Below are 17,399 nucleotides of genomic sequence, written 5' to 3' on the forward strand. Positions count from 1 at the left end.
ATCAAGCTGAGTTTTAAGTATTTGCTTGTTATAATGCCAAGGTTTATAACCGTATCCATTCTGTTCGAGAGATTTCATGATTCAAGGTAGTATCGTAGCATTAGTCACACCGATGGACGACTCGGGGGCTGTCGACTTTAAGCGTCTCCAGGCCTTAGTTCAGTTCCACATCGGCCAAGGCACTGACGCGCTGGTTGCGGTTGGCACCACGGGCGAGTCCGCCACGTTGGATGAGCAAGAGCACTGCGCAGTCATCAAAGCCGTGGTTGACTATGCTGACGGTAAAATCCCGGTCATCGCAGGCACAGGGGCCAATTCCACCACCGAAGCGGTCAACCTCACCCGCCGCGCCAAAGAAGCGGGCGCCGATGCCTGTTTGATTGTCACCCCTTATTACAACAAGCCCACCCAAGAAGGCTTGTTCCTGCACCATAAAGCCATTAACGATGCCGTTGACATCCCGCAAATCCTATACAACGTGCCAGGGCGCACCGGCTGCGATATGTTGCCTGAAACCGTAGGCCGCATCGCCCAATTAAAAAATATTGTGGGCGTCAAAGAAGCCACCGGCGATTTGTCCCGCTACCAAAAAATCCGCGATTTGGCTGGCCCTGACTTTGCCATCTATAGCGGTGACGATGCCAGTAGCCGCGAATTTTGCCTGCTCGGCGGCAATGGTTCGATCACCGTCACAGGCAATGTCGCACCCAAACTCATCCATGAAATGCTGATGGCGGCAATGGCAGGTGATGCCGCCACCGCTTTAGCGATTGACACGAAACTGATGGCCTTGCACAAGAACTTGTTTATCCAATCCAACCCCATCCCTGTAAAATGGGCGGTTGCCGAAATGGGGCTGATCGGCAAAGGCATACGCTTGCCGTTGACATGGTTGACGGAAGATTGTTTTGACGCAGTCCGCGCCGCCATGCGCCTTGCCGAAGTGATTTGATGATGAAGCGAAAAATTCTTTTATTGCTTGCCAGCACTCTGGCGGTGAACCTGTTGACCGCTTGCGGTTATATCAAAAGCCTGTTTCCCGATAAGGAAAAAGATTACCAATACACCACGGAAATCCCGGCTTTGGTGTTGCCGCCGGATTTGGCGAAAGACGATAGCCTGAAACTGCCCATACGTCCTGGGCTTGTTGCCAGTGCGCCCCAGACCCAGCAGCCGGAAGCAACGGCGGCCACTCCCTCCGTAGTTGAAAAGCCTGCCGTGGCAGAAACGGCTCCCGCCGCCCCTGTGGCTGCGCCATCCGCGCCGGCCGCAGCCGCGATAGCGGATACAACAGTGACGGAAACCTCGCAACCCGATGCCACCAACCCTGCCGCGCCAGCCAAACGCGAGCCTATTCCTGTAAGCATACAAAAATCAGCGGCAGGTGCCGATGTGCTACGGCTGAACACCGGATTTGAAACCGCGTGGCGGGCAATCGACAAAGCCCTGAGCCGCAAATCCATTGAAGTGACTGCGCGCAACAAAGCCGAAAAATCTTTTACCCTGCATTACGACCCTGATGAAAAAGCTTTGGAAGACCAATCTTTCTGGCACGAAACGTTTTTTATATTCAATAGCCTGAACAGTAACGAACAAGAATTTATCGTAAAATTAACGGATCAAGGCCAACAAACCGAAGCCATGATTTTAGATAAGGAACAAAAACCCACAACGGATGCCAGCGCCAGCCGTTTATTGAATTTATTGCAAGATACGATTAAATCGGACTTTGCCAAGTAATCCTAAATCTTAAGGAATGGCATAATGGCTTTATATTAGCCGTCATGTATAAATTAAAAGACAGGCCTTTATACTAGCGCAATGATTACAGCTGCATGATGCGCCACTGGCAGTGATAGCAACAAGGGCCGGGTAGGCTATTGCCACCAACAGTAGGCGCAGTAGGCGGCCCGACCAACGGATCATCAGCATCCGCCCGAATTTTCTCAAATCCAAAACTTTCCCTCCGTATGTTAAAAATCCCTGGAACCTCCGCCTTGTCCGGCTTTCGTATCAAACAATTGCTGGCAAAATTACAAGCCCTAGAACCCGCTATCAGCGACTTGTCCGCCCGTTTTGCCCATTTTGTCGATGTTGATGGCGACTTGAACGGAAGCGAACTGGCAATCCTTAACTCCTTGCTCGCTTATGGCCCGGAACAAACCGTTGCAGACAAACCAGGCGAACGCCTGTTGGTCATCCCGCGCTCCGGCACCCAGTCACCGTGGTCGAGCAAAGCCACTGAAATTGCCCAACGTTGCGGCTTGTCCTCGGTCAAACGCATTGAACGCGGCATTGAATACACGGTCGCCAGTGGCGCCGCATTACCCGAATCAGTCGCGTCATTGTTGCATGACCGCATGACCCAAAGCGTGGTCTACGGTGACACCGCACCGGATTTGTTCAGCCACCACGCGCCCAAACCCTTACAAACGGTCGCAGTCATCGAACAAGGCCGCGACGCGCTGGAACAGGCCAACTCGGACTTAGGCCTGGCTTTATCCGCTGACGAAATTGATTACTTGACTGCCAGCTTCCAAGATTTGGGGCGCAACCCTACCGACGTGGAATTGATGATGTTCGCGCAAGCCAATTCCGAACATTGCCGCCATAAAATCTTTAACGCCGACTGGACGATAGACGGCGTTGGGCACGCGCATTCACTGTTCAGCATGATCCGCAACACTAAGGACAAAGCACCTGACGGCATTTTATCGGCCTACAGCGACAACGCCGCCGTGGTCACAGGCTCGACCACCCGCGTGTTCCTGCGCGACCCGCACACTGGCGCGTACGGCTACACGGAAGAGGCTGCACATCTGCTAATGAAAGTCGAAACCCACAACCACCCCACCGCCATTTCGCCATTCCCTGGCGCGGCGACGGGTTCAGGTGGCGAAATCCGCGATGAAGGCGCGACCGGACGTGGTTCAGCGACTAAAGCAGGTTTGACCGGATTTTCTGTTTCGCATCTTAAAATCCCCAATTTTGCCCAACCGTGGGAAACGGACAACGGCAAACCAGAGCGTATCGCTTCGGCTTTGGATATTATGATTGAAGGCCCATTAGGCGGTGCGGCGTTTAACAATGAATTCGGACGGCCCAATATCGCGGGTTATTTCCGTAGCTTTGAACAGCCTGTCGCAGATGCAGGAAACCAGTTCCGTGGCTACCACAAACCCATCATGATTGCTGGCGGCATGGGCAATATCCGCCCGATGCTGATTGATAAACATCCGATTCCGGCCGGTTCGCTGATCATTATCTTAGGCGGCCCTGCCATGTTGATTGGTTTGGGCGGTGGTGCGGCTTCGTCGCAAGCGTCCGGCAGCAGTTCGGAAGCCTTGGATTTTGCATCCGTACAGCGCGAAAATCCTGAAATGGAACGCCGTTGCCAAGAAGTCATCAACCATTGCAACGCCTTGGGTGACGATACGCCGATCATTTCCATCCACGACATTGGTGCGGGCGGTTTGTCTAACGCCGTACCGGAAATCATCCACGATTGTGGCCGTGGCGGACGTTTTGAATTACGTAACGTCCATAACGCCGATTTAGGTATGTCACCGATGCAAATCTGGTGCAACGAAGCCCAAGAACGCTATGTGGTCGCCATCAAACCGGAATCTTTAGCACTGTTCAGCGCGTTTTGCGAGCGCGAGCATTGCTTGTTTGCGGTCATTGGTGAAGCGACTGACGAAGAGCATCTGACCTTAAATGACAGCTTATTGGGTGACAAGCCCGTCGATATTCCCATGTCGGTTTTATTCGGCAAACCGCCGAAAATGCACCGTAATGCCGAGCATGTCAAACCTGCTTTGCCCGATTTTGACACCAATGGTATTGCCTTGGCAGATGCGGTAAAGCGGGTGTTGTCATTCCCCGCCGTCGCCGACAAAAGTTTTTTGATCCACATCGGCGACCGCTCGGTGACGGGCTTGGTGGCGCGTGACCAAATGGTCGGCCCGTGGCAAATCCCCGTCGCCGATGTCGCCGTCACCGCCTCCGGTTTTTACGGTTTGACAGGCGAAGCGATGGCGATGGGCGAACGTACCCCGATTGCGGTCATCAACGCGCCAGCTTCAGGCCGCATGGCGATTGGTGAAGCCTTAACCAATTTGGCGGCGGCTCGGATTGATAAGCTGGGTAATGTCAAATTATCCGCTAACTGGATGGCGGCGGCAGGTTTCCCTGGTGAAGATGCCGCGTTGTTCGATACCGTCAAAGCGGTCGGCATGGACTTATGTCCGGCTTTGGGTATTGCGATTCCGGTGGGTAAAGACTCCTTGTCGATGAAAACTGTCTGGCAAGACGGGGCAGGTGAAAAAACCATGACATCGCCCTTGTCGCTCATCATCACCGCATTTGCGCCCGTGTTGGACATCAGCAAAACCTTGACCCCGCAATTGCGCCCGCTGATCGGCAGCGTCTTGTTATTGGTGGATTTGGGTGCTGGCAAAAACCGTTTGGGCGCTTCGGTGTTGGCGCAGGTTTACGGGCAAATGGGTAACGATTGCCCTGACCTTGACCACCCCGATTTATTGAAAGGCTTTTTCGAGGCCATCCAAACCTTAAGCCAAAACAACAATATCCAAGCCTACCATGACCGCTCGGACGGCGGTTTGCTGGCAACCGTAGCCGAAATGCTCTTCGCCGGACGGCAAGGTGTGGCTTTGAATCTGGATGTGTTAGGCGATGATCCGCTAGCCAGTTTGTTTAATGAAGAACTGGGTGCGGTGCTGCAAGTCCGCACCGAACAATGTCACCATGTCATGAAAGTCTTGACTGATGCGGGCTTGGTTGATTGTGTCTTTAAAATTGGCGAAGTGGTCAGCGGACAGCAATTGACCATCAATCATTCGGAAGAAGTCATTTACAGTGCGACACGCGCCGAATTGCAAACGGTGTGGTCGGAAACCAGTTACCGGATGCAAGCCCTGCGCGATAATCCCGATTGTGCCTTGCAGGAATTCCAGCGTATCGCCGATGACAACGATCCCGGCTTACACGCCGCCTTAAGTTTTCCGATCAACGAAGACATCAGCGCACCGTTCCTTAACCTCAGCCGCCCGAAAATCGCCATCTTGCGCGAGCAAGGCGTGAACGGGCATGTGGAAATGGCGGCCGCGTTTGACCGCGCCGGGTTCGCCAGCATCGACGTGCATTTGAGCGACATCATCCACGGGCGCGTCAGTTTGGCGGATTTTGTCGGCCTGGCGGCCTGCGGTGGTTTTTCTTACGGTGACGTATTGGGTGCAGGTGGCGGTTGGGCGAAATCTATTTTGTTCAATGCCCGTGCCCGCGACGAATTCAGCGCGTTTTTCAACCGTACCGACACTTTTGGTTTAGGCGTGTGCAACGGTTGCCAAATGCTCTCGAATTTGAAAGACATTATCCCAGGTGCCGATTTGTGGCCGCGCTTTGTCCGTAACATTTCCGAACAATTTGAAGCCCGGGTAGCGATGGTGGAAGTGCAGGCCTCGCCCTCAATTTTGTTCACGGACATGGCAGGCACGAGGATCCCTGTGGTCGTGGCGCACGGCGAAGGCCGTGCTGTATTTACAGGTGACCCGCAAATAGCAATCGACGCAGGAGCCGTGGCCTTGTCGTATATCGACAATTACGGCAACAAAACCACCGCCTTCCCTGCCAACCCTAATGGTTCACCCTCCGGCATCACGGGCCTGACCACCAGCGACGGGCGTTTCACCATCATGATGCCGCATCCTGAACGCTGTTTCCGGACGCAGCAGCAGTCTTGGCATCCTGACGGTTGGCAAGAATATGGTGCGTGGATGCGGTTATTCAGAAATGCCAGGGCTTGGGTGGGCTAACGCAGGCCGCTGTCGTGACGTGTACAGGCTACGGCATATCCTTTATACTCGTAGCCATGCACACAAAGATGAATGCCCTCTTACTATCGGACAAACAATGAATTCGCTGAATTATCAAAAAATTTTCAGGGGACTAACTGCAATCGGCATTCTCATCGTCATTCTCTTGCCACACATGGTAATTGAATTAACCATTGAACTATTGCACATGATATGGGAATTGACGGTCGAAGCCGGCCATATCATCTTCGAATGGGTAGAAATCAGCCTTGACACCGTTATTGAGCTGATGTTCGAAACCGATTTGCACAACACCCAGATTATTGTTTTCTATATCATCATGACAGCAATCGGTTTTGGGGTTTATCGTTTGTCCCTATTTGTACCAGGCATCTTCCGGCGTATCCGTGACAAAACCGTCGCCTTTTACCTGGGGCAAAAAAACTACCTGTCCCTGTATTGGAAAAGCCTGACGTTAACCCATAAACTTAAATGGGGGGCACTAGCTATTGGCCTCGGTTACTGGTATTTATTTATATTTTTTTAGTCAAATGCCAACCACAATCCCCGAAGACTAAAAAACCCGTAACCATAGCCACATGCTGGCAAAAAACCTTGTTGGCAACCTGCCTCCCACTGCTTCAGCAGCCTTGCAAGCTAATAAATTCGGCATAGTTAGCTTTCCTGTTAAAATGCCTCAAATTTTCATCGCGCCCGTTCCCATCGCTTTGATAACATTCCGCTACCGCAAAACCCCGTCCAGAACCCATCGGATTCTCTCTAATGAGTACATTACTTAAACTTTTTCAAGATTCATCTTCCTTATACGGCAGCAACGCCAATTTTATTGAGGACATGTACGAACGGTTTCTGGAAGACCCGGATTCCGTTGAACCCAGCTGGCAACAACATTTCAAGACCCTGCACCACAACACCGATTTTGAGACCCCCCATAGCCCTATCGTTGAACGTTTTGCCAAACTGGCCATCAAGTCACCCAACCGGCTGGCACAAATACAGGGTTTTACCGAAGAAAGCGTCAAAAAACAATCGGCGGTCGCCAGGCTCATCAACCACTACCGGGTACGCGGGCACCAGATCGCCAATAACAATCCATTAGGCAAGACCGCGCCGCCACCGCTGGACATGGATCCGTCGTACTACGGTTTGTCTGAGCCTGACATGGACACCCTGTTCGATACGGGCGCGCTGTATGGCGTTGACCGTTTGCCGCTACGCGATATTATCGCCAACCTCAAGGCGATTTATTGTGGCAGTATCGGCTCCGAATACATGCACATCGACGACACCCATATCCGGCGCTGGCTGATCAACCGCCTGGAAAGCCCTAAATCCAACATCGGTTTGGACGCCGACAAAAAACGTTGGCTGCTAAAATTATTGACGGCGGCGGAAGGCATAGAAAGCCACTTGCAAAATAAGTTCGTTGGCCAAAAACGCTTCTCCCTGGAAGGCGGCGAATCGCTTATCCCCACCCTTGATGAACTGATCCAACGCTCCGGCGAAAAAGGCGTCAAGGAAATTGTCATTGGTATGGCGCACCGGGGGCGGCTGAATGTGCTGGTGAACATTCTGGGCAAAAGCCCGGCCAGTTTATTTGAAGAATTTGCCGGCAACTATACTTTGGCGCCCGGCATGCGCTCAGGCGATGTCAAATACCACATGGGCTTTTCTTCCAATATCGAAACGCCTGGGGGCGCGGTGCATTTGGCCTTGGCCTTTAATCCGTCACACCTGGAAATCATCAACCCGGTGGTTGAAGGGTCGGTCAAGGCCCGTCAAGACCGCGCCGAAAAAGATGGCCAAAATACCGTCATCCCGGTATTGATCCACGGTGACGCCGCATTTGCGGGGCAAGGCATTGTCATGGAAACCTTGAACATGTCGCAAACCCGTGCGTTTTCGACGGGCGGGACGATACACCTCGTCATCAATAACCAGATTGGCTTTACCACCAGCAACCCGCAGGATGCGCGTTCGACCCCGTACTGCACGGATGTCGCCCGGATGATCCAAGCCCCGGTCTTCCATGTCAACGGCGATGACCCCGAAGCCGTCCTGTTTGTCACCCAGCTCGCGGTCGATTTCCGCATGGCCTTCAACAAGGACGTGGTGATCGACCTGATTTGTTACCGCCGTTTAGGGCACAACGAAGCGGATGAACCGGCGGCGACACAGCCTTTGATGTACAAAAAAATCCGCAAGCGCAAGACCACGCGTAAGCTTTATGCGGAACAACTTATCGGTGAGGGCATTATCACCAGCGCCCAAGTCCAAAGCATGGCACAAGATTACCAAGACCTGTTGGAGGCCGGTGAGATTGTTTCCAGGCCGGTATTGGACACCAGCAGTTATTCTTACTCGACCCAATGGACCCAGTTCATTAACAAGCAGTGGGATATGCCGTGCCATACGGCCATATCGCTAGACCGGCTACGTTTTTGTAACGACCGGATGCAACGTTTGCCCGCCGGGTTTGAGCTGCATCCGCGCGTCGCCAAAGTGATGGAGAACCGCCGTAAAATGGCGGCCGGTGCGATGCCTTTGGATTGGGGCTTTGCCGAAAACTTGGCATACGCAAGCTTATTGATGGAAAAGCACAATATCCGTTTGACCGGGCAAGATGTCGGGCGTGGCACGTTTGTACATCGCCATGCCGTGCTGCACAACCAAATCAACAATAAAACCCATACGCCGCTCAAGCACCTGGACAAAGACCAAGGCCGTGCGCAAATTTTTGATTCCTTGTTATCGGAAGCAGGCGTGCTGGGTTTTGAATATGGCTACAGCACCACGACCCCCAACACGCTCGTGATATGGGAAGCGCAATTTGGCGATTTTGCCAACGGCGCACAAGTGCTGATCGACCAATTTATCAGTTCAGGCGAAACCAAATGGGGACGCTTGTGCGGCCTGGTGATGCTGTTGCCGCATGGTTTTGAAGGCCAAGGGCCCGAACATTCCTCGGCACGGCTAGAACGCTATCTGCAATTGTGCGCCGAACACAATATGCAGGTTTGCTACCCGACAACGCCGGCACAGATTTTTCATTTGCTGAGACGCCAATTGCTGCGGCCTTTCCGCAAACCGTTGGTTATCATGAGCCCCAAAAGCCTATTGCGGCATAAGCTGGCGGTATCCACATTGGAAGACCTGACCAGCGGGCAATTCCAGACCATCATCGGCGAACAGGACGCGGTCAACCCCAAAAAAATCACCCGCTTTGTCTTGTGCGCCGGTAAGGTCTATTACGAATTATTGGAGACGCGCCGTGAAGCGGACCTCAAACACGTCGCCATTGCCCGTATCGAGCAACTGTACCCATTCCCGTTAGACGCATTCAAGGCCGAAATTGCCCGATACCCGCAGTTACAGGAATTTGTCTGGTGCCAAGAGGAACCCAAAAACCAAGGGGCTTGGTATAACTCCAGCCACCATTTTATCGATAACCTCCCCCCCTCCATCAAAGTCACTTATGCGGGCAGAGAACCTTCGGCCTCCCCCGCTGTCGGTAACTTTCGCGTACATATAGAACAACAAAAAGCCGTTGTCCAGGCTGCCCTTTATGGAAAATCTTCAGGAAAATAACATGAGCATTGAAGTCCTTGTCCCCAACTTACCCGAATCTGTTGCCGATGCCACACTGATCAGTTGGCACAAAAAAGTAGGCGATTCCGTCAATAAGAATGAAAACCTGGTTGACCTGGAAACCGATAAAGTCGTCTTGGAAGTGACCGCCACGGAAGCCGGAATCATCAGCGAATTATTAAAAAATGACGGCGATATTGTCACCAGCGGCGAAGTGTTGGCACGCATCAGCACGGACGGCACAGAAGCTGTCAAAAAAGCCCCTGCAGTTGCTGAAGCGGACGGCAAAGCTTCCACCGCAATCCCGTTAAGCCCGTCGGTACGCCGTTTGATCAGCGAGAATACGTTAGACCCCGCCCAGATTACCGGAACCGGGAAAAGTGGCCGGCTGACCAAAACGGATGTGCTTGAGCACATCCACAAACAAACGCCTGCCTCCTCTGTGCCGCCGACGCCCGCCACAACACTTGAAGCCGCCGTGCCGGCCACGCCCCCAACCGTTGTTGCCGCCACCGGGATAGTTTCCCCGCAAGCCCCTTCCAACCTGCGCCCTGAACAACGCGTGGCGATGACCCGTTTGCGGGCCAAAGTGGCCGAACGTTTGTTGCAGGCCCAGCAAAATGCAGCGATGTTGACAACCTTCAATGAAGTCAATATGCAGAATGTCATCGACTTGCGCAACCAGTACAAAGGCCGTTTTGAAGATAAGCACAAGGTCAAACTCGGCTTCATGTCATTTTTTGTCAAAGCCTCCATTGAGGCCCTGAAAAAATTCCCGGCAATCAACGCTTCGATAGACGGTAACGACATCATTTACCACGGCTATTATGATTTGGGCATCGCCGTCAGCACACCGCGCGGCCTGATCGTCCCTGTCCTGCACGACGCTGACCAGCTTGATTTTGCAGGCATAGAAAAATGTATCGTCGATTACGGCGAGAAAGCGCGGGCGGGCACCTTAAGTTATGACGACCTGAAAGGCGGGACCTTCACCATCACCAATGGCGGCGTGTTTGGTTCGATGCTATCGACGCCCATCCTCAATCCGCCGCAATGCGCGATTTTAGGGATGCATGCGATTAAAGAACGCGCCGTAGTCGAAAACGGCCAGATCGTCATCAGGCCCATTATGTATTTGGCCTTGTCTTACGACCATCGCTTAGTCGATGGCCGTGAAGCCGTACAATTTTTGGTGACTATTAAAGAATGCCTGGAAGCTCCCGCCCACCTCCTGCTGAACATTTAATCCCATGTCAAAATCACCCATTTATGATGTCATTGTTGTCGGTGCCGGCCCTGCGGGTTATTCCAGCGCCATCCGCTGTGCCCAGCTCGGCCTGAAAACCGCTTGTATTGATAACTGGCGTAACAAACAGGGGCAACGTATTTTGGGTGGCGCGCACCTTAATTCCGGATGTGTCGCTTCCATCACCTTGCTGGAATCGGCAAAACTCTATCACGCCTTAAACCATGATTTAAAAAAGCACGGTATCCATGCCGAAAATATCAGCGTTGATATAGCGGCCATGATAGACCATAAAGACACGATCATTGACGCGCTAGGCCATAGGATCACCGAACTGTTTAACCACCACAAAATAGACAGCATCCATGCCACGGCCAAATTGCTTAATGCGCGGCAAATCCGCATAAGTCCGGTAGACGGCTCGGAAACGTCCATTGTTGAGGCCAAGCACATCATTTTGGCGACAGGCTCATCGCCTATGCAATTGCCGTATGCCAAAGTCGATAACGAATTTATTGTCGATTCCTTTGCCGCATTAAATATGACCACCCTGCCCAAAAAATTGGCGATCATCGGTGCGGGGGTCATTGGCCTGGAACTGGCCAGCATTTGGAGCAGGCTAGGCTCCGAAACCATCCTGTTGGAAGCACAAGAATCATTCTTGTCCCTACCCGACCAGCAAATTTCTCGGGAAGCGTACCGCATTTATACGCAGCAAGGCTTTGATTTACGGCTAGGTGCGCGGGTGACGGCCGCCAAAAAAGGCAGCAAAAAAGTGATGGTTGAATACCAAGACCAAGAAGGCTCCCACAGCCTGCGTGTTGACAAACTCATTGTCGCCTCCGGGCGCAAACCCAATACCGAAAACCTCGCCGCACCTGAAGCCAATTTGCTGCTTGATGAAAACGGGTATGTCTATGTTGATGAAAATTGCCGCACTAACTTGCCGGGTGTTTATGCCATTGGCGACCTCAACCTGCTCGGCCCGATGCTTGCCCATAAAGGCATAGAAGAAGGGGTGTTTGTCGCGGAACAAATCGCAGGGCGCCATAGCACCATCAATTATGACACTTTGCCCAGCGTCATTTATACTGACCCTGAAATCGCCTGGGTTGGCCAGACGGAACAAGCATTACGGGCAATGGGCGAGCCGATCAAGATCGGCATTTTCCCCTTTCATGCCACGGCACGCGCCCATGCTTCCGACAGAACCGAGGGCCTGATAAAACTGATCGCCCATGCTGACAGCGACGCCTTATTGGGGGTGCATATCATTGGCGTACAAGCGTCCGAACTCATCGCCGAAGCCGTATTGGCAATGGAGTTTTCTGCCAGCAGTGAAGATTTTGCCAGAACCATACACGCGCATCCGACCCGTTCAGAAGCTTTCCACGAAGCCGCGCTGGCATTTAAGAAAAAAACTTTGCATATACCAAACTGAAGCGCTTTTAAATAGTTTCCATGACATCCATGAACCGTCCAGATCCGCAACCAGCCACCCCATCCATCCGGTTCGCCACCGGCACCTGTTCCTTGGGTTTTGTGCTGGTTGCCATGAGCGGGCGCGGCATTTGCGCTATCGCCATGGATGACACCCCAAGTGCCTTAACCAGTTTTTTACGGGATAAATTCCCCCACAGCCAATGGGTGGATGACGGGAACGATGAACTGTCACTCTCGCTGGCGAAAGTGACGGCCATGGTTGAAGCCCCTGATGCGGGATTCGACGCCTCCCTGGATATGCAAGGCACGGCATTCCAACTACAGGTGTGGCTGGCATTACGCGAAATTCCGGCGGGCACCACATGCAGCTATTCCGAGCTTGCCAAACGTATCGGCTTACCCAAAGCCGTGCGTGCAGTTGCCGGTGCATGTGCGGCCAACAAATTGGCGATAGCCGTCCCTTGCCACCGGGTGCTCAAACAAGATGGCGGCTTGTCCGGCTACCGCTGGGGGATTGGCCGGAAGGCTGAATTGTTACGCCGCGAGGGGGTAACAACGAATCAACGGGTCTCAAATATCACCACGCAACGGCCTGCAACTTTATAACTGGCTTTATTGATGCGTTTTTGATCTTTGGGATGCACAATGTCATGCGGGTGCGGCAACGAGGTGTCGACCGCCAGGCACCAAAACCGGCCTTTCAGGATGGGCAAGGCGACGGTGACCGAAACCTCCGCCATGTTCATAATAATATGCAAATCCGCCTCGTTCATATCAACGGCGGTCAATGTATACCTCAAGACCCTCGCTTCAGGGTCATCCCAGCATGCCACTTCATCCGCGTTCGAAAAATGCCAAATAATGTCAGGCAACATCCTTTCCCCGGTCACCTTCCCGGTTAAAAATTGGCGGCGCATTAATGACGGATGGCGTTTACGCAGGGCTATCATTTGCTGTACGAAATGGACTTGGTCAGCGTTTTGTCTGGCCAAATCCCAGTTTAACCAAGAAAGCTCATTATCTTGGCAATAACCATTGTTGTTCCCATGCTGGCTGTTAAGAAACTCATCACCGGCCAGCAGCATCGGTACGCCTTGGCTTAACAACAAAATGGCCTGCGCATTTTTTGCCTGTTTATGGCGTAACGCCAGGATCGCCGGATTATGCGTATCCCCTTCGAAACCGTAGTTATAACTCAGGCTATTATTACAACCATCCTGGTTGTTCTCGCCATTCGCCTCATTATGCTTATGGTTATAGCTGAGCAAATCGTACAAAGTAAAACCATCATGGCAAGTGATAAAATTGATGCTGCTAATGGGTAAACGGCCTTGGGCTTCATACAAATCGCTACTGCCGCAAACCCGCGTCGCCAACTCTTTGATGATGCCTTTCTCACCGCGTATAAACCGGCGGACAATATCGCGGTAGCGGCCATTCCATTCGCCCCAGCGGTAACCGGGAAAACTGCCGACCTGGTATAAACCGGCCGCATCCCACGCTTCGGCTATCAACTTCGTTTTTGCCAATTTCTCGGACAGCTCAATGCCCCAAAGCACGGGTGGATTATGCAACACCTCGCCGCGTTCGCCACGCGCCAGCGCGCTGGCAAGATCAAAACGGAAACCATCGACGTGCATTTCCCGCACCCAGTATTCCAGGCAACTGATAATAAAATTGGCCACTAAAGGATGGTTGGCATTGACGGTATTGCCGCAGCCCGTATAGTCGTGAAAAATCTCCTTATCAAATTCATCCAAGTGATAAAACATATCACCGCAAATGCCTTTAAAATTGATGATCGGCCCGCGCGTTCCCGCTTCGGACGTATGATTGAACACCACATCCAGGATAACGCCTATCCCCGCCTTGTGTAAGGCTTTCACCAAATCACGGAATTCATGGATATGCGTGGCCTGCTCCGGGGTCACGCAATATCCCGGATGTGGGCTGAAAAAACTGTGCGTGCTGTAACCCCAGTAATTTTTCAAACCCAATTCTGCGGTGTGTTGTGGCACATCCTGCTCATCAAACGCCATCACCGGCAACAGCTCGACATGGCTGATGCCCAATTCCTTAAGGTAGGGGATTTTTTCTATCAAACCAATAAAAGTCCCCGGATGCTTAACGTGCGCCGAGGGATGGCGCGTAAAACCTCCGACATGCAGCTCGTACACAATGGCTTTTTCGCTGCTGATCCGAAGCGGGGTATCGCCATCCCAGTCATAGCCAAGATCAACCACGGCAGCCCGCATGGCCACTTGGCAGTTATCACCCGGCACACAAGCGGCGCCCCGCCGCCAGCGTTTATGGCTGACCGCCCGCGCCCAAGGGTCGAGCAATTTCTTTTCCCTATCAAACCGCAGGCCGGATTGCCGGGGTTCATAAGGCCCGTCCATCCGCCAACAATACCAAGTGCCTACAGGCAAATCCTTGACGAACACATGCCAGGAAAAAAACGTGCGGTTTTTTTCTTTGCGTAAGTGGATGACCTGGAAAGGATGGTCGTTCTCTGTCGACTCAAACAGTAGCAGTTCCACCGCCGTCGCGTGGCGGCTAAAAATGGAAAAGTTAACCCCGCCAACCCCCACATGACATCCTGGCGGATAAGGATTGCCATGTTTTAATTTATATTCGATTTTGTGCATGTTTTTTTAATATTTTTGCCATATTTTTGTAAAAAAATAACAAATAGTGAATTAGTTCACTGTGTTCTGTATTCCGTTTGATTATCATTGTAGCCGTTTATAACAAATAAGCTAAGTCCCTATTTTTTCAGGGCACTTAATGGGGACGTTATTTACCTGGGAACGGAGTTACCTTTATATAACAGAGCGGGCACGAACCATTAAATTTGCAAGCTTAAACCGCCCAATTTAACTGCAAACCGCCCAAAATGGGATGTTTAATGCAAATCAAATATTAAGAAGGCATAGGACGGTGCAAAATAGATCTGACCCCATATTCCTGAACTTTGCGGACGCTAGCGCAACCGTGCTTATTGTCGATAATACGCCGGAAAATCTTGTGGCCCTAGGAGAAACCCTCTCGCCAACTTATCAAATCCTGCTGGCAGGCTCAGGCTTACAGGCCCTCGAACTGGCTACGGCCATACCGGATATTATCTTGCTGAATATTATGATGCCGGATATGGATGGCTACGAAATAGTCAACCGCTTGCGCGAAAACAGCCAGACTGCCAACATACCGTTCATTATCCTCACTGCAACGGACATTTACGATGACAAACAGTACGGATTTGGTTTGGGCGCCGTGGATTACATAACCAAACCCATACGCCAACCAATTGTACTGGCCCGCGTAAAAAACCAATTAGAATTAAAGTTCTCCCGCGACTGGCTGATAAACCAAAACTCCTTACTGGAAACGGAAATTGACAGGCGGTTGGCGGAAAACCAATTAATCCAACAAGTCAGCATCAACGCCTTGGCACGACTGGCGGAAATCCGCGACCCCGAAACTGGCAACCATATTTTACGTACACAAACTTACGTGAATGCCTTAGCTAAAAAATTACAAAACCATCCGCGATTCGAATCCCTATTGACCCCTTATTATATCCAGCAATTGACACAATCAACCCCCTTGCACGACATCGGTAAGGTTGGGATTCCAGACCATATTTTACAAAAACCCGGCAAGCTAAGCGCCGAAGAATGGAAAATCATGAAAACCCATGCACGGCTTGGTTTTGACGCGATAGACCAGGCAGAACGCGACTGCGCCAAACCTGTGACGTTTTTAACCATTGCCAAACAAATCACCTTGAGCCACCACGAAAAATGGGATGGTAGCGGTTATCCTGAAGGCTTATCAGGGGAGGCAATTCCGATTCCGGCGCGGTTGATGGCTCTAGCGGATGCCTTTGATGCATTAATTTCACGGCGGGTATACAAACCGGCCTTACCTTTTACAGAAGCCCACGATTACATCGTCTCGCAACGTGGCCGACATTTCGACCCGGATATCGTTGACGCATTTACCGCCATCTTCCCGGAGTTTTTAGCGATTGCCGGACGTCATACCGAAAATAGCCACAGCATCTAAACCGTATGGAAGCAAAATCTTGGTTTGGGGACAGAAAAAACCGAAGGGAAATGGAGGGGAACCAACTTAGCTAAGGCATACTATTTCAGCACAAACAGCATCACCGAAACGGTCTAGGCATCTGTAAAAATACAAATATGTCATGGCTTAAATCTCTCATAATGGGTGGACGCGCTCCGCTATCGCCGTTATACTCTATAAAGGCAAGAATACAAATACGAGCAAACTTACTCAAATAAAGTACGGGCAGGCGGCTTGCTTGGCTTAGGCTCCCTGCTGTTAAATATCTATTTTTTTAGAAGTGTACTTTCCCCGGTGAATATCATGAATAGTCAAAAATTAGAAAATCAACGAGAAGAAAAAATAGACGTAAACAAAAGGCGGCGTTTTTTACAAAAAGCTGGCGTTGTCGCCCCGATTATATTGACATTTAACAGCCCTACCGCATTTGGTGCCAATGGCTTATGCCTTTCACAGCAACTGTCAGGAAACCAATCACGCACAGTTGTCGGAAATTGCCAAGCCGGCCTTTACAGCCCATCTTCATTAGCCCCCAGCCAAACTAATTCCTCGGCATCCGGGCTTTCCCCCTTAAACCAACAGGCCAGCAATTTCCCTTCTATAGGGGAATATAACCAAGACACTGTTTTTAATAGTGTTTTCCATAGCAGCATGAACACACATAGTTTTGGCAGCATACTTGCGGAAAGCTTAGAATCACGGGAATCCGTCTACATAACTGCATTTATGAATGCACAAGCGTCTTCATCTTATATTTTGACCTCCAAACAAGTTATCGATTTGTATGACAACCCTTCAAATCGCCCTGCCGGTTATGTAAGCGACACCGCTTTTCTATTGTCCACATTCCCCCAATAATCCATCGCAATAATCAAATTCGAGAGTGCTTAAAAATTATACTGTCGATTTACCCCCGAATGGCTGGGTTTGGTTCCGCTTTTGGGAAGATGAGTGTGTCGTTTTTCATGAATTGAGCGGCCAAATCCATCTAATTGCTGAAATGGGCGCCTTTTTATTAAAATTGATCTCAGAACAGCCCTACACCCGTTCCCAATTATTGGCCCATTTCGTAAACTCTTTCGAACTATCCATAGATTTCAACCTAGAGGAGTTTTTGGATAAACTGATTATTGAATACCAAAACCTCGGACTATTAACCGTGACGGAAAACAGTTAGT

Annotated in this window: 12 protein-coding genes; 11 read left to right on the top strand and 1 reads right to left on the bottom strand. The window is 51.2% G+C overall.

All coding sequences use genetic code 11. The features are described 5' to 3' along the window. Positions 1 to 76 precede the first annotated feature (76 nt). The 8 genes from dapA (at position 77) to METMI_RS0121315 (ending at position 12,738) form a co-directional block, all read left to right on the top strand. The gene (gene dapA / locus METMI_RS0121275; RefSeq protein WP_029151863.1) at positions 77 to 952 is read left to right on the top strand and encodes a 4-hydroxy-tetrahydrodipicolinate synthase; all 876 of its coding nucleotides are present in this window, start codon (positions 77 to 79) and stop codon (positions 950 to 952) included. Then, on the top strand, positions 952 to 1,740 hold the full coding sequence (gene bamC / locus METMI_RS0121280; protein ID WP_019868320.1) for an outer membrane protein assembly factor BamC: 789 nt from the start codon (positions 952 to 954) through the stop codon (positions 1,738 to 1,740). The genes dapA and bamC overlap by 1 nt, the downstream gene beginning before the upstream one ends. Positions 1,741 to 1,970: 230 nt before the next feature. After that, a complete protein-coding gene (purL, locus tag METMI_RS0121285; RefSeq protein WP_019868321.1) occupies positions 1,971 to 5,834 on the top strand; it encodes a phosphoribosylformylglycinamidine synthase in 3,864 nt (1,287 codons plus the stop codon). 175 nt (positions 5,835 to 6,009) lie between these two features. Next, a complete protein-coding gene (locus METMI_RS0121290; protein WP_198007955.1) occupies positions 6,010 to 6,381 on the top strand; it encodes a hypothetical protein in 372 nt (123 codons plus the stop codon). Between the two features lie 236 nt (positions 6,382 to 6,617). Then, complete coding sequence (locus tag METMI_RS0121300; protein ID WP_019868324.1) at positions 6,618 to 9,443, top strand: 2-oxoglutarate dehydrogenase E1 component; 2,826 nt, start codon at positions 6,618 to 6,620, stop codon at positions 9,441 to 9,443. A 1-nt stretch (position 9,444) separates the two neighbouring features. Beyond that, positions 9,445 to 10,689, top strand: coding sequence for a 2-oxoglutarate dehydrogenase complex dihydrolipoyllysine-residue succinyltransferase (gene odhB / locus METMI_RS0121305; RefSeq protein WP_019868325.1), 1,245 nt, complete (start codon positions 9,445 to 9,447; stop codon positions 10,687 to 10,689). A 4-nt stretch (positions 10,690 to 10,693) separates the two neighbouring features. Next, positions 10,694 to 12,130, top strand: a complete 1,437-nt coding sequence (gene lpdA / locus METMI_RS0121310) for a dihydrolipoyl dehydrogenase (RefSeq protein WP_019868326.1) — start codon at positions 10,694 to 10,696, stop codon at positions 12,128 to 12,130. 29 nt (positions 12,131 to 12,159) lie between these two features. Beyond that, a complete protein-coding gene (locus METMI_RS0121315; RefSeq protein ID WP_019868327.1) occupies positions 12,160 to 12,738 on the top strand; it encodes a methylated-DNA--[protein]-cysteine S-methyltransferase in 579 nt (192 codons plus the stop codon). On the opposite strand, the gene glgX is transcribed toward METMI_RS0121315, so the two are convergent. Then, entirely contained in the window at positions 12,693 to 14,780 is a 2,088-nt protein-coding gene (gene glgX / locus METMI_RS0121320; RefSeq protein WP_019868328.1) for a glycogen debranching protein GlgX, read from the bottom strand. The two genes, METMI_RS0121315 and glgX, sit on opposite strands and share 46 nt — an antisense overlap. 292 nt (positions 14,781 to 15,072) lie before the next feature. On the opposite strand from glgX, the gene METMI_RS0121325 reads away from it, so the two are divergent. From METMI_RS0121325 to METMI_RS28360, 3 genes are all read left to right on the top strand, one after another. Next, on the top strand, positions 15,073 to 16,200 hold the full coding sequence (locus METMI_RS0121325) for an HD-GYP domain-containing protein (RefSeq protein WP_019868329.1): 1,128 nt from the start codon (positions 15,073 to 15,075) through the stop codon (positions 16,198 to 16,200). Positions 16,201 to 16,524: 324 nt separating this feature from the next. Then, a complete protein-coding gene (locus METMI_RS0121330; protein ID WP_019868330.1) occupies positions 16,525 to 17,079 on the top strand; it encodes a hypothetical protein in 555 nt (184 codons plus the stop codon). A gap of 25 nt (positions 17,080 to 17,104) precedes the next feature. Continuing rightward, entirely contained in the window at positions 17,105 to 17,398 is a 294-nt protein-coding gene (locus METMI_RS28360; RefSeq protein ID WP_019868331.1) for an HPr-rel-A system PqqD family peptide chaperone, read from the top strand. Position 17,399: the final 1 nt, after the last annotated feature.

It is taken from the genome of Methylovulum miyakonense HT12, from assembly GCF_000384075.1.
In the GTDB taxonomy this organism is placed as follows: Bacteria; Pseudomonadota; Gammaproteobacteria; order Methylococcales; family Methylomonadaceae; genus Methylovulum; species Methylovulum miyakonense.